12 protein-coding genes and 1 tRNA gene are annotated in these 13,117 nt (G+C 50.2%); 8 read left to right on the top strand and 5 right to left on the bottom strand.

Annotation, left to right across the window (positions count from 1 at the left end):
* Window positions 1-191: 191 nt before the first annotated feature.
* The 3 genes from K2H17_RS02520 to K2H17_RS02505 are packed head-to-tail and all read left to right on the top strand — an operon-like array spanning window position 192 to window position 2,215.
* Window positions 192-563: an MmcQ/YjbR family DNA-binding protein gene (locus tag K2H17_RS02520; RefSeq protein WP_300131039.1), complete on the top strand. Its 372-nt coding sequence runs from the start codon at window positions 192-194 to the stop codon at window positions 561-563.
* Window positions 564-1,841 carry an HAD-IA family hydrolase gene (locus K2H17_RS11200; RefSeq protein WP_363319920.1) on the top strand — a complete coding sequence of 426 codons (1,278 nt, stop codon included), beginning with the start codon at window positions 564-566 and terminating at the stop codon, window positions 1,839-1,841.
* Window positions 1,838-2,215 (top strand): MmcQ/YjbR family DNA-binding protein, encoded by a 378-nt coding sequence (locus K2H17_RS02505; protein ID WP_300131037.1) that lies wholly within the window; start codon window positions 1,838-1,840, stop codon window positions 2,213-2,215. Before K2H17_RS11200 ends, K2H17_RS02505 begins: the two co-directional genes overlap by 4 nt.
* 4 nt (window positions 2,216-2,219) lie before the next feature.
* Here K2H17_RS02505 and K2H17_RS02500 read toward each other — a convergent pair whose 3' ends face one another.
* The 5 genes from K2H17_RS02500 to K2H17_RS02480 form a co-directional block, all read right to left on the bottom strand.
* On the bottom strand, window positions 2,220-3,230 hold the full coding sequence (locus K2H17_RS02500; RefSeq protein ID WP_300131035.1) for a glycosyltransferase family 2 protein: 1,011 nt from the start codon (window positions 3,228-3,230) through the stop codon (window positions 2,220-2,222).
* A 42-nt stretch (window positions 3,231-3,272) separates the two neighbouring features.
* A complete protein-coding gene (locus tag K2H17_RS02495; RefSeq protein ID WP_300131033.1) occupies window positions 3,273-4,235 on the bottom strand; it encodes a glycosyltransferase in 963 nt (320 codons plus the stop codon).
* On the bottom strand, window positions 4,232-5,746 hold the full coding sequence (locus tag K2H17_RS02490) for a hypothetical protein (RefSeq protein ID WP_300131031.1): 1,515 nt from the start codon (window positions 5,744-5,746) through the stop codon (window positions 4,232-4,234). The genes K2H17_RS02495 and K2H17_RS02490 overlap by 4 nt, the downstream gene beginning before the upstream one ends.
* A 41-nt stretch (window positions 5,747-5,787) precedes the next feature.
* Window positions 5,788-6,951, bottom strand: coding sequence for a glycosyltransferase (locus K2H17_RS02485; protein WP_300131028.1), 1,164 nt, complete (start codon window positions 6,949-6,951; stop codon window positions 5,788-5,790).
* A gap of 153 nt (window positions 6,952-7,104) precedes the next feature.
* Window positions 7,105-7,177 (bottom strand) — tRNA-Gly (locus tag K2H17_RS02480).
* Window positions 7,178-7,323: 146 nt separating this feature from the next.
* Here K2H17_RS02480 and K2H17_RS02475 point away from each other — a divergent pair.
* The 5 genes from K2H17_RS02475 (at window position 7,324) to K2H17_RS02455 (ending at window position 13,063) form a co-directional block, all read left to right on the top strand.
* The gene (locus tag K2H17_RS02475) at window positions 7,324-7,758 is read left to right on the top strand and encodes a TIGR04076 family protein (RefSeq protein ID WP_300131027.1); all 435 of its coding nucleotides are present in this window, start codon (window positions 7,324-7,326) and stop codon (window positions 7,756-7,758) included.
* Window positions 7,759-7,786: 28 nt separating this feature from the next.
* Complete coding sequence (locus K2H17_RS02470) at window positions 7,787-8,401, top strand: nitroreductase family protein (protein ID WP_300131025.1); 615 nt, start codon at window positions 7,787-7,789, stop codon at window positions 8,399-8,401.
* Between the two features lie 132 nt (window positions 8,402-8,533).
* Entirely contained in the window at window positions 8,534-11,974 is a 3,441-nt protein-coding gene (gene ileS / locus K2H17_RS02465) for an isoleucine--tRNA ligase (protein ID WP_300131023.1), read from the top strand.
* Between the two features lie 56 nt (window positions 11,975-12,030).
* A complete protein-coding gene (locus K2H17_RS02460) occupies window positions 12,031-12,414 on the top strand; it encodes a TraR/DksA family transcriptional regulator (RefSeq protein WP_300131020.1) in 384 nt (127 codons plus the stop codon).
* Window positions 12,415-12,427: 13 nt separating this feature from the next.
* A complete protein-coding gene (locus K2H17_RS02455; RefSeq protein ID WP_300131018.1) occupies window positions 12,428-13,063 on the top strand; it encodes a lipoprotein signal peptidase in 636 nt (211 codons plus the stop codon).
* Window positions 13,064-13,117: the final 54 nt, after the last annotated feature.

The raw sequence follows: 13,117 nt of genomic DNA, 5'->3' as shown, positions 1-13,117 counted from the left end.
TTAAAGTTACCTGAGCCTTGGTGTCTCTTTTGCTAAATTGTTGAAATTCGTCAGTCGCATAGCTCGCTATGCTCCTTCCTCATTTACAACAATTTATCTAAAAGATACACCACTCAGATTTTAACTCTTGTTATGAAACACCCTCTTGATTTTTCGCTATATTTGCACTCCATTTCAGATTACAGGCGCGTATGAACATCGAACAATTCCGTGAATTCTGTCTTTCGTTTGAGGATGTCAGCGAAAAGATGCCCTTCGGCAAATTCGCCCGGCGCTTCGAATCGCTGCTGGTCTTCTATGTGCTCAACCACATGTTCTGCATGATAGACATCGAGGATTTCAGCTATGTCAATGTGCCGTCAACCCCTGAAGAGATCAGGCGGTTGCGTTCCGAATACCCTGATATCGGACTGCCGGGCAACAGCGCAATGAAAAACTGGATCTCCATACCGCTTCAGGGATCCGTCCCCCACTCCGTCATCCTGGATCTCGTCACTACCGCCCACGGACTTATCCGAAAAAAGTATCTTCCCAAAAGCAAAACCGGAAAATCACCCTTCTGAATGACAAGCATAAAGAACATTATTTTTGACTTTGACGGCACTCTTGTCGACACAGCTCCTCTGATCGTGGCCACGATGCAGGCCGCCATCCGTGAACTCGGACTTCCTTCCAAAAGCGAACAGGAATGCAAGTCTTCAATCGGTCTCCGGCTGGAGGACATTCCGATGGCTCTCTGGCCTGACAAGCCCGGAACCGGCCCTGTCTATGCCGCGACCTATCGCCGGATTTTTGAAGAGCTGAAAGGTGAGATCCGGGCCGAATCATTTCCGGGAGTCATCGACACCCTGCGGCAGCTGCACAACGACGACTACCGACTGGCGATTGCAAGCAGCCGCAGCCACCGCTCCCTGGCCGACTTTGTCACGTCGTTTTCGATCGCCGGTCTCTTCGATGCGGTCATCGGAGGCGACGACGTCAGCAATGGCAAACCCGCGCCGGATCCGGTCGAAGCCATCTGCGGGCCTCTCGGCTGGCAAACCGGAGAGACTCTGGTTGTCGGCGATACAAATTTCGACATCGAAATGGGCCATAATGCCGGAACGCTCACCTGCGCCGTCTCCTACGGCAACCAAAGCCGGACTGAACTGAGGGCCTCCCGTCCGGATGCCGTGATAGATTCTTTCCCGGCTCTGATCCCGCTGCTCAAAGGAGTCAGTGTTAAAGCAATTGACTATGCCGAACAGAATATCATCAGCCGCTATGCGGAATTCGACAAGGCCCACCGCGAAGATCATGCACGTATGGTGATCAGCCAGAGTCTTCAGATTGCCGAAAAGATGCCGCAGCTCAACCGCGACATGGTCTATCTCACAGCAGCTTTTCATGATCTGGGACTGATCAACGGACGCGAGAACCACCACCGTGACTCTGCACGGATTCTGACCGCCGATCCCTTTGTCTGTGCCAACTTCACTCCCGAAGAGTCAGGACTGATGGCTGAGGCTGTCGAGGACCACCGTGCATCCAACAAATCAAAGCCCCGCAACGACTACGGGCTCGTGGTTGCCGAAGCCGACCGCTTCATTGACGCCGAGACCATCATCAGGCGCACCATCCAATACGGCCTTGCCAATTACCCGTCGCTCGACCGTGAAGGACACTTCAGGAGGACACTCGATCACCTTAAAGACAAATATGGGCCACAAGGCTACCTGAAAATCTGGATCCCCTGGAGCGATAATGCCCGACGTCTTTCCGGACTCCATGAAATCATTGCCGATACAGACCGGCTTAAAGATATTTTCAACCGCATTTTCAACGAGGAAACCGCGCAATGACCGACATCGAGACAATACGCCAATACTGCCTTTCACTCCCGCTCACCGGCGAGGACATGGCCTTCGGAGAAGAGTATCTGCTGTTTCGCGTCTGCAACAAAATTTTCGCCTGTTACAGTTTTGAACGCGACAATTATTTATCCCTTAAATGCAACCCGGACTATGCGCTCGATCTCCGGGACCGCCATCCGGAAGAAATAGAACCGGCCTGGCACTGGAACAAAAAATATTGGAACCAGCTGAGACTAAACGGACCTCTGAGCGAAGACTTCATCAAATCGCTGATCCGTCACAGCTATTCGGAAGTAATCCGCAAACTCCCCAAACGCCTCATTGCCGCCAACCCCGACATGGCGGCTTATCTTGAGCAATAACCGCTCAGCCAACAGGAAGCCTGTTGTAGTAACGGTTTATATAGCTCTGATAAAACGGACGCATCATAATGCTGTCTCCCACCGCGGGTGACAGAGTCAGATAGCGTGCCATAAACTTAAACAGCTCAGGCAGAGGCGCTCTTCGGGCCAAGCAGTTCAGTTTGCCGAGTTCCTGGCTGATCAGCCTCTTATCCGAGATCTGCGGCCAGGCCTGAGCCTTATGTATGAAATTCATTGCTCTGAAAAGATAGCTGCACTCACCGGCAAAATCAGCGCTTCCGAAATTCTCGATCAGATTTTCAATTATCCTGAGCCGGCTGTAAAAACTATGGGTCTTGTCTTTTCGATGGATGATCGACCCCTCATTGTCGTTCCGATAGAAATAAACTGGCCGGAAGCAGAAAGCCACAGATCCAATGTGGCGCGATGCACACACCCGCCACATATCATCCTCATGTAGCAGCCCCTCACAGAAATAAAGGCTGTTGGAAGTGATAAAATCCCGTCTGATCAATTTGCCCCATGCAGTCATGGGGATCTCTGTCAGCAGACTCCGCGAGCACCATCGCCGGTCTGAATTATATTCCGGGAACAAGACCGGAGAGACACAGAGAAAATCCATAAACCGGTTTGGATTCTTAAGCCACATGTCACCTTGGACAATATCCGTGCCGGGATGTTTTTCAGCAACAGCCGCCATCGCTGCGATCGCTCCCGGCAACAAACGGTCATCGCTGTCAAGAAACGTGACATACCGGCCGGTAGCGACTCCGATCCCTGAGTTACGGGCAGCAGAAAGCCCCCGGTTGCTCTCATGGCGCACAATGAGAAATTCGATCGGCCCGCTATATGCCTCGGTCAGCCGCTTCACCACAGCCATCGAACCGTCACTACCGCAGTCATCAACCACAATACACTCCATCTCCCCGCTGAAATCCTGTTCAATCACCGATCTCAGACACTCCTCAACGAATCTCTCAACGTTGTAAACCGGAACAATTACAGAAATTTTCATGATTATCAAGTTATATTCTCAGTCATCTCACTTTGAAAAAGATTATATTCTCAAAGCCAATTTGTTAAGACAGTTAAACAATTTCGGATATTTTATTTGCAGTCTTACCAAAACGTTGAATATATTTGACCGATAAACCGGAACTGCATTCCCCGACACAAGCTCAACCCTATCCGGGAACAACCGATTTTCATCAAGTATTGCTTTAATCCGTTCAGGAATTTTGCCTTCTTTGCGAATCTCCCGCATTAAATCATACTCCATCAAAACTATCGGTTTCTCTCCGACTATCGCCCATTTTGAAGCATTGAAATAGTGTACAATACGCGCTCGCAACAAATATTTAAGTCCATTGCCCAACAATTGACAATGATATTCCGGCGCAAGTTTTTCTATCAATGGATATTCATTGTTCACATAATTTAAGGCTGGTTGATCGGCAGGCAAATCATTTTCAGCTGTAAATTTCCAAATCTGATGCCACCGACTAAAAAAAGCACGGACGGGACGTGTATTTCTGACAACCAGAACTCCGCTGTTATAATATGGCATTTCCAAAGGAAAATCACCCCAGCCGATTCTATTCATTTTCGACATAAGCCAATCAAGATAACCACAAGTCATCAATGATGGCTGATGATGATCCTCCACAGCCGCCATATTTGCAACACCGGCATCAGCAGAGGTTATATCATTCAATATAACTGTATCTGTATCAAGATAAATAAAATCGCCATCAATATAATCCGGTAATGAAGTCTTCAGACTACGAGAACGACGTAGCCCGTCAATTTCCACAGGAAAATCAACTGCTTTTACCTCATTTATTTCACTCAGGAGGAGCGGAAGATGACTTTTCAAATGTTCTAATGTCGGATTATCACAGATAAGTTCACATGATATGTCTCGGTTATGACGCTTAAGAGTATATACCGACAGAAGCAACTGCTCGGAATAATAATCATTTTCACTGCTTATAAGCACATATACCGCTTTATTGATCATAATTTTAATTTTGCTTTCAAATAATTGACCACAAATTCCCGATCGGAACCTTTCAGGACTGTAAAAAACGAAATTACAAACCCAATAGAAGCAGTAAACACCACTCCGGCAAACAGGCTCATCCAGCCGGATGAAAGAAATGCATGCTTAACCATCAATGAAATAGATGTGACAATTGCTACATTCACCACATTTCTTATTATAGGAGGATAGAATGTCCATCTGTCATATCCAAGACATGTGGCACCATATATCGGAAGGAAAGTCGTGACTCTTATTGTGCCATATATATTCCTAATCAATGCAAGAGCTATCAACCGGTTCATATTATCGTCAATAACAAACATTGCCACCATAACAGTAACAAATATCATAATTGAATTATAAAATAGATTCAACGAAGACTTTCTGAGTTTATTGGTAATTGTAAATATGTTCCATAAAGGCTCTTGCGGCAACCCGAAAACCATTCCGATCGAACATAGACATGTGAGCATATAGAGAAGTCCCGAATCTTCGCCAGGCATCCACACATTATATATGATATCACCATAAGCGAATATGATACTCGATGGAATACAGCAAAGCAACCCTGTGAGTCGAACCGACTGTAACAGAGCTTTTTTCAACGCCTCAAAATCTCCAATTGCATAAAGTCTGGTAAACTCCGGTGCATAATTCCCGGATATTATACTGAAAAAACTTAATATCAGCATGGGGATTGTCAGTACGATTGACAATAATCCCATAGCCGAAGCACTGATAAAAAGGTTGGCCAATAACAGATCAACACCTCTCGACAATATGTCACTGATTCTTGTCAAGATATTCCAGGCACCGGCTGATATCACTTCCATAAGTTTCTTCAGATCAAAGAATTCAAATTTTATCTGAAGTTCCGGTGTAAGCACCCTATAAAAATAATAATTTGCTGACAGAGTGTACAGATTCATTATAACCATTGTAATTCCTACGTACCACAACTTGGCAGGCAACAGCCCGAACAACAAAAGCAGCAACACCACACGCAGGAAACTTCCGGCCATATTCCTGACATTTGTAACATCCAGCCGATTTCTTATAAAAGCTCCTACTGAAATAACCCCTGTCATCAATCCGATACATGACGAGATGCCAAGCATCAGAAACAACGCTTTTACGTCACTTACCAAATTTTCAGGAATATCAATCAGATATTGCAGATAAACAGATGCAATTATAACACCAATTAAAATAATGCCAGACATCAACAGATTAGCATAAAAAATTGATGACATATAGCCATTTGCTTCACTTAGATTCCCCTCATGAACTTTGACCGTCACGAAACGCCCTGACATCGAATTTATTGCAATAGTCAGTATCGCAGTATAGCTTATCAGATTATTCGAAAGGCCTATGAATCCGTAGGCAGCCATTCCAAGTTTGCTGACTATAAACGGAGTCAGAAAAAAGGCTACGCACAAATTAAGCACAAACACACAGATTCCTGACAACATGTTGATAGCCATCTGTCTGTGTGTCGCACGTTCTTTAAGTGATATATTCAGACTCATTGTTTTTCTCTGATATTATCTGCTCCACAGATAGCAGAATACACACTATCCATTGCCTTTTCAGGCTGAAACATTCCCGAACGCATCAATGCCTGCGATTCATAATAGGCATAGCGGGCGTCTGATTCCAGCAACTCTTTAACCTGTAATGCAATCTCCTTTTCATCCATAGAAGTGAGCAGCCCTGCGTCTTCCGCAAGCAGCTCTGTCGGGCCGGTTATCCGCGTGGCGACGATCGGCTTTCCAAGACACAGCGCTTCAGCCACAACCAAAGAAAATCCCTCGGCATCAGACGTCAGCACAAAAACATCAGCATTCTTTACAAGCGGATATGGATTTGACCGGAAGCCACAGAACACAATCCGGTCACCGACATTCAGCTCTACGGCCAGTCTGCGCAGATCCGCTTCCAGTTCTCCTTCTCCGACAATCCAGGCCTCGACATCGACACCATGTTCATGCCATAGCTCTGCGACAACACGGATCAGACGGTCCTGACGCTTTTGCCTGGCAAGACGTCCGACATTACAGATCACAAATTCATGAGACCTTGAAACCGGACATTCTTCCGATGCGAGTTTTATGATATTGTCCTTCTCGATCAGATTGTAAATGACACGAGATTTGAAAGCGCGCCCGAACAAACTGAAAAACGCATCACGAGCGCTGCCGGACACAAAGACAATTTCGTCCATGCCGTCATAGGCTGCGGCCTCATGGTCCACAGTCTTGAAAAAACCTGCCGAATAATGGTTGGCCAACATGTCGGTATGGACCCATGATATATTTCGTGCGGCTCTTGACCTGAGCAGCGAATGGACAGCCACACTCCAGCCTTCCATAAAAGACACAATGCAGTCATATCTGCCCGTCAGACCGAGAGCCTTCCAGAGTTTGAGTCTGTTCCAGTGCTTTTCAGGTATAAATTTCCTTGTCCGGCGGTTGAACAGCAATCGCCATCCGAAACTCATGTCTGCCGCATCGAACACTCTGACTTTTACATTTTCAGGGATCGAAGACAGATAGACACCATATTTCTGGTACAACAGAAGAGTAACTTCGAAACGGTCATAATCAAAGCGGTTCAAAATATCGCTAAGAACCTTTTCGGCGCCACCGCCGGCAAGAGAGTACTGGATTATGAGAAGTTTCTGTTTCATGTTCGGTCTCGCTTGTGTCTAAGAGGTCAGAGTTAAACCGTTTCTAAAATATCCGTCCTCCGGATGATCAAAAAAAGCGGAGAACGCTACTATCATAAAAAGTCACAGACAGGCAGTCTGACCATTGAGCCAACTGCCTGTCTATGAGGCCGGAGCGGCAAACGAGGCTCGAACTCGCGACCCTCAGCTTGGGAAGCTGATGCTCTACCAACTGAGCTACTGCCGCATTGCATATCGCGTTTTTACGGATGCAAAAGTAAGTGTTTTTTCCGAATTCATGAAATATTCAAAGGCTTTTATTGCGTCTTTTCTTTTATTTTCACAATTGTTTATTCACTACTCTCACGGAAATGATTTACCTTTGCAGATAGAATGGATCGCCGTCATTTCTGTAAAATAGCATCACTTGCTGCCGGTGCGCTCGGTTTGGGAGCTGTACCGGCAATAGCGTCTGTAACCACCGCGCCGGCCTCTGCTGACTCCGGATCGCTGTCGACTCCGATGCCCTCGCCCGGCTGTCGGGTCTCGATAATCCGACGGGAATGTCATCAGGACCTCCAGGCCATCTTCCTTGATGATCCGGACACAGGTCCATGTCAATTGTTCAGTAGCGGCGATGAGTTCCGCTTCAGTGCAGGTGACTGCTGTCCGGCCGGATTCTGCCCGCGGTTATGGGCCACCATCTGCGCTGCTATAAGCCAACCGGGCTGCATCCGATCACTGAAAGAGGAGACCATGGTCATCTCCTGCCCCGACGGCACTCGTCCGGTGATAGTCCGGATCGACATTCCGAAGCAAAACGCCTGAAACATTCACTTCTCACGTTTTTCCACACATGAAAAAACTTCCGATTTTTGCTGCCCTGGCCGCCATTATACTTTCAGCCTGTGGCAATTCAAATGATTGCGGATCTTCCGCATGCCAGACATCATCAGCTGATGCCGCCATCAAGAACATCATGACCCGCACCAGTGTGCGAGACTATACCGACGCTCCGGTTTCCGAAGCGACAATTGACACACTCCTCCGTGCCGGCATGGCCGCCCCCACAGCGCGCAACCGCCAGCCGTGGAAATTCTTAGTTGTCAACGAGCGTGCCAGTCTTGACTCTCTCGCACACGGCAACTGGAAACCTGCCGCCAAAGCCCAGGCCGCAATCATTGTCTGCGGCGATCTCTCCGATCCGCTTGAAGGCGAAGGCAGGGATTATTGGGTGCAGGACTGCTCGGCGGCTACCGAAAACATTCTTCTTGCCGCAAATGCCGTAGGCCTCGGCGCTGTCTGGTGTGGCTGCTACCCTATCAGCGAACGGGTAGCCCTTGTCAGAGAGCTTTTTGACCTGCCTGAGGAAATTGTCCCCCTGAGCCTGGTAATGCTCGGATATCCCAATGGCGAACAGACTCCGAAAGACAAGTATAAAGCAGATAATATCCACTACAACAAATGGTAAAATGCCATTTTAGGTTATTCGGGAAATAATTTGTACTTTTGCAAAAATTTTTCGGATAACACCTTAAAATATATACAAAGTAGCGTTAAACATAATCCAAAAAGATAGCCTTTTTAGAAAAAACATAGACCAATGGCAAAAAGATTCCCTGAATACAGCGGCTTGAACCTGCCGGAAATCAATGACTCGGTGCTTGAGAAATGGAGCGCCGAAGATGTGTTCGCCCGCACAATGTCGGAGCGCGAAGGATGTCCCTCATTCGTATTTTTTGAAGGTCCTCCATCCGCTAACGGCAAACCCGGTATCCACCATGTTCTTGCCCGTACCATCAAAGACATTTTCTGCCGCTACAAGACAATGCAGGGCTTCCAGGTCAAGCGCAAAGCCGGCTGGGACACCCACGGCCTGCCTGTCGAGCTGGGAGTTGAAAAAAATCTCGGAATCACCAAAGAAGACATCGGAAAGAAAATATCTGTCGACGAATATAACGCCGCCTGCCGCCGCGAGGTGATGAAATACACCAACGAGTGGGAAGATCTCACCCGCCGCATGGGCTATTGGGTCGACATGCCGAACGCCTATATCACCTATGACAACCGATACATCGAATCTGTCTGGTGGCTGCTCGGCGAACTCTATAAAAAAGGCTATCTCTACAAAGGCTACACGATCCAGCCCTACTCTCCCGCCGCAGGCACCGGCCTCAGCTCTCATGAGCTTAACCAGCCCGGATGCTACCGTGACGTGAAGGACACCACCTGTATCGCCCAGTTCCGTGTGGTCGACGACAACGCCCCGGCTCTCGCGCCCTACCGCGACATCCTCTTCAAGTGGGGAACTCCCTACTTCCTGGCCTGGACCACCACTCCCTGGACTCTCCCTTCGAACACGGCTCTCGCCGTCGGACCGGAAATCGTCTACAACATTGTCCGCACATACAACCCCTATTCAGGCAAGCCCGTCACAGTCGTTGCCGCAGACGCCCTCATGGGTTCACTGTTCAACGCCAAAGCCAAGGACCTCACGCTTGACAGCTACTCGAAAGGTGACAAGCTCGTCCCCTTCGAGGTTGTGGCTCAGGTCAAAGGCCTTGACCTCGTCGGCATCAACTATGAGCAGCTCCTCCCGTGGGTCAATCCCGGCGAAGGCGCATTCCGCGTCATCCCCGGCGACTATGTGACGACCGAAGACGGTACAGGCATCGTGCACATCGCAGGCACCTTCGGCGCAGATGACCTTCGTGTGTCGAAGCAAAACGGCATTCCCCCGCTCCACCTCATCGACCGTGACGGCAACATCCGCCCGATGGTCGATCTGACCGGCCGCTTCTACCTCCTCTCCGACCTCGATCCGAAGTTCGTGGAGGAAATGGTTGACGTTGAGGCCTACACCCCCTGGCAGGGCCAGTATGTCAAAAACGCCTACGACTCCGCCGCAACAGAAGAGACCGAAACCCTCGACGTGAAGATCTGCATGGAGCTGAAAGCCACCGACAAGGTCTTCAAGATCGAAAAGCATACCCACAACTACCCCCACTGCTGGCGAACCGACAAGCCGGTGCTCTACTACCCGCTTGACTCTTGGTTCATCAAGACAACCGCCGTGCGCGAACGCCTGATGCAGCTCAACGACGGCATCAAGTGGAAACCGGCCTCAACCGGAAGCGGACGTTTCGGCAAATGGCTTGAAAACCTTCAGGACTGGAACCTCTCCCGCAGCCGCTATTGGGGCACTCCGCTGCCGATCTGGCGCACTGAAGACGGTGCCGAAGAGCTTTGCATCAGCTCTGTCGAGCAGCTCTACAACGAGATCGAACGTGCCGTAGAGGCCGGACTCATGGCTGAAAACCCCTACAAGAAAGCTGGCTTTGTCCCCGGCGACTATGAAAAGGCCAATTATGAGAAAATCGACCTCCACCGCCCCTATGTGGACGACATCGTCCTGCTCTCACCCTCCGGCAAAGCCATGCACCGCGAAAAAGACCTCATCGACGTCTGGTTCGACTCCGGCTCTATGCCTTATGCCCAGATCCACTACCCCTTCGAAAACAAGGAGGCCTTTGACAACCGCGAAGTCTATCCCGCCGACTTCATTGCCGAAGGCGTGGACCAGACACGCGGATGGTTCTTCACCCTCCATGCGATCGCCGGCATGGTCTTCGATTCGATTTCCTACAAGACCGTGATCTCCAACGGCCTCGTGCTTGACAAATACGGCAACAAAATGTCGAAGCGCCTCGGCAACGCAGTTGACCCCTTCGGACAGATCGGCCAGTACGGCGCAGATCCCGTCCGCTGGTACATGATCTCCAACTCATCTCCCTGGGACAACCTGAAATATGACGAGAAAGGCGTTCTGGAGACTTCCCGCAAGCTCTTCTCGACCCTCTACAACACATACAGCTTCTTCGCGCTCTACGCCAACGTGGACAACTTCGATCCCGCCGCACCCCAGGTGCCGGTTGAAAAGCGTCCCGAAATCGACCGCTGGATCCTCTCGCTGCTCAACAGCCTGATCAAGGAAGTCACAGAAGCACTCGACGACTACGAACCGACACGCGCCGCACGTGCGATCGGCGAATTCGTCGGCGACAACCTCTCCAACTGGTATGTGCGCCTCAACCGCAAGCGTTTCTGGGGCGGCGACATGACCGAGGACAAGCTCGCGGCATATCAGACACTCTACACCTGTCTGCACACCGTCACCCTCCTCATGGCTCCCTTCGCACCCTTCTTTGCCGACCGTCTCTACCGCGACCTCACCGGCTCTGAAAACTCGATCCACCTCGACCGCTATCCCGTGGCCGACAGCGCTCTTATCGACCCGGATCTCGAAGAACGCCAGAAACTTGCCCAGGACATCACCTCGATGGCCCTCGCACTGCGCCGCAAGGTCAACCTCAAAGTGCGTCAGCCCCTCCACTCGATCATGGTGCCTGTGGCCGACGAAAAGCGCCGTGCGGCAGTAGAAGCCATCATGGATCTCGTCAAGAGCGAAATCAATGTCAAGGATCTCAAGATCGTCGGCAATGACGAAGGCATTCTCGTCAAGAGCGTCAAACCCGACTTCAAGAAACTCGGCCCGAAATTCGGCAAGAACATGAAGGCCGCAGCCGAGATCATCAAGAACCTCGACGCCAAGTCAATCGCAGCGCTCGAACGTGATGGCCGACTCGCCTTCGACCTTAACGGCACAACCGCCGAAGTCGAACTGTCGGATGTAGAGATCATCTCCGAGGACATCCCAGGATGGCTCGTGGCCAACGAAGGCAACCTCACGATTGCCCTTGACGTGACCGTCACCCCCGAACTCAGACGCGAAGGCATCGCGCGCGACATCGTCAACCGCATCCAGAACATCCGCAAAGCCCGCAATTACGACATCACAGACCGCATCCGCCTCATCTTCGCCCCCGGCGCCGAGACCGATGACGCAATCCGTGACTTCTCCGACTACATCTCGCGTCAGGTGCTCGCCACCTCTCTTGAGATCGCACCGGTCGAAGGAGATGGGGTCGAGGAACTTTCGATGGACGATGTCACCGCCAATGTGCTCATCACCCTTGACAAGTAAAATCGTCTTATTACCGACAATCTATATAATACCAACTTCACCAACCCCTTAGTCCAATGAGTGAAAAGACCCGTTACACCGATGAGGAGCTCCTTGAATTCAAGGAGCTGATCCTCCAGAAGCTTGAAAAGGCACAGAAAGAATATGACTCTCTGCGCGGCCTCATCAACAACACGGACGGAAACGATACTGCCGATACCTCACCTACCTTCAAGATTCTTGAAGAGGGTGCAAGCACACTTTCGAAGGAAGAAGCCGGACAGCTTGCCCAGCGCCAGAAAAAGTTCATCCAGCACCTCCAGAACGCTCTCATCCGCATTGAGAACAAGACCTACGGAGTCTGCTGCGAAACCGGCGAACTCATCCCGAAGGAACGTCTCCGCGCCGTGCCTCACGCCACTCGCAGCGTTGAAGCCAAAAACTCACAGAAGAAAAAGTAGTCCCCACCACTCGATGCTTAAACGCCGTACCGCCATAGCAACCCTGATCATGGTCCTCGTCGTAGTGATCGATCAGGCAGTCAAAATATGGATCAAGACACATTTTTATCTGGGAGAAGATCTGAAAATCTTCTCCTGGTTTCACTTGTATTTCATTGAAAACAACGGAATGGCCTTCGGAATGGAGCTTGGGAGCAAACTCGCCCTCACCCTGTTCCGCATAGTGGCAGTCGGCTTCCTCATCTGGTACATCATCAGTATCCGCGCACTCCGGTCGGTTCCGACAGGCTATATCGTATGCCTGGCATTCATAACCGCCGGAGCTGCCGGCAACATTTTCGACTGCGTGTTCTACGGCCTGATCTTCAACAACCCCATGCCCCCTCAGGTGGCCACAATGTTTCCGGAAGCCGGAGGCTATGCCCCTGTATTTCTCGGCAAGGTTGTCGACATGCTCTACTTTCCGCTCTTCAGCTTCATCTGGCCCGAATGGATGCCCTTCGTAGGAGGTCAGGAATTTCTGTTTTTCCAGCCGATATTCAACATTGCCGATGCAGCCATCTCCTGCGGAATCATCGTCCTGATCCTTTTCTACCACCGCTACATCCTCGGACCTAAAGCACTGGCCGAACTGCCGGAAAAAAGCTGACCGCCGGATCCGGACATCCTAACCGAATAACACTCCCCCCCATACCACCCCAAC

The organism is Duncaniella sp. (genome assembly GCF_029054785.1).
Classification (GTDB): domain Bacteria; phylum Bacteroidota; class Bacteroidia; order Bacteroidales; family Muribaculaceae; genus Duncaniella.
This window is presented reverse-complemented; position numbering and strand designations above follow the sequence as displayed.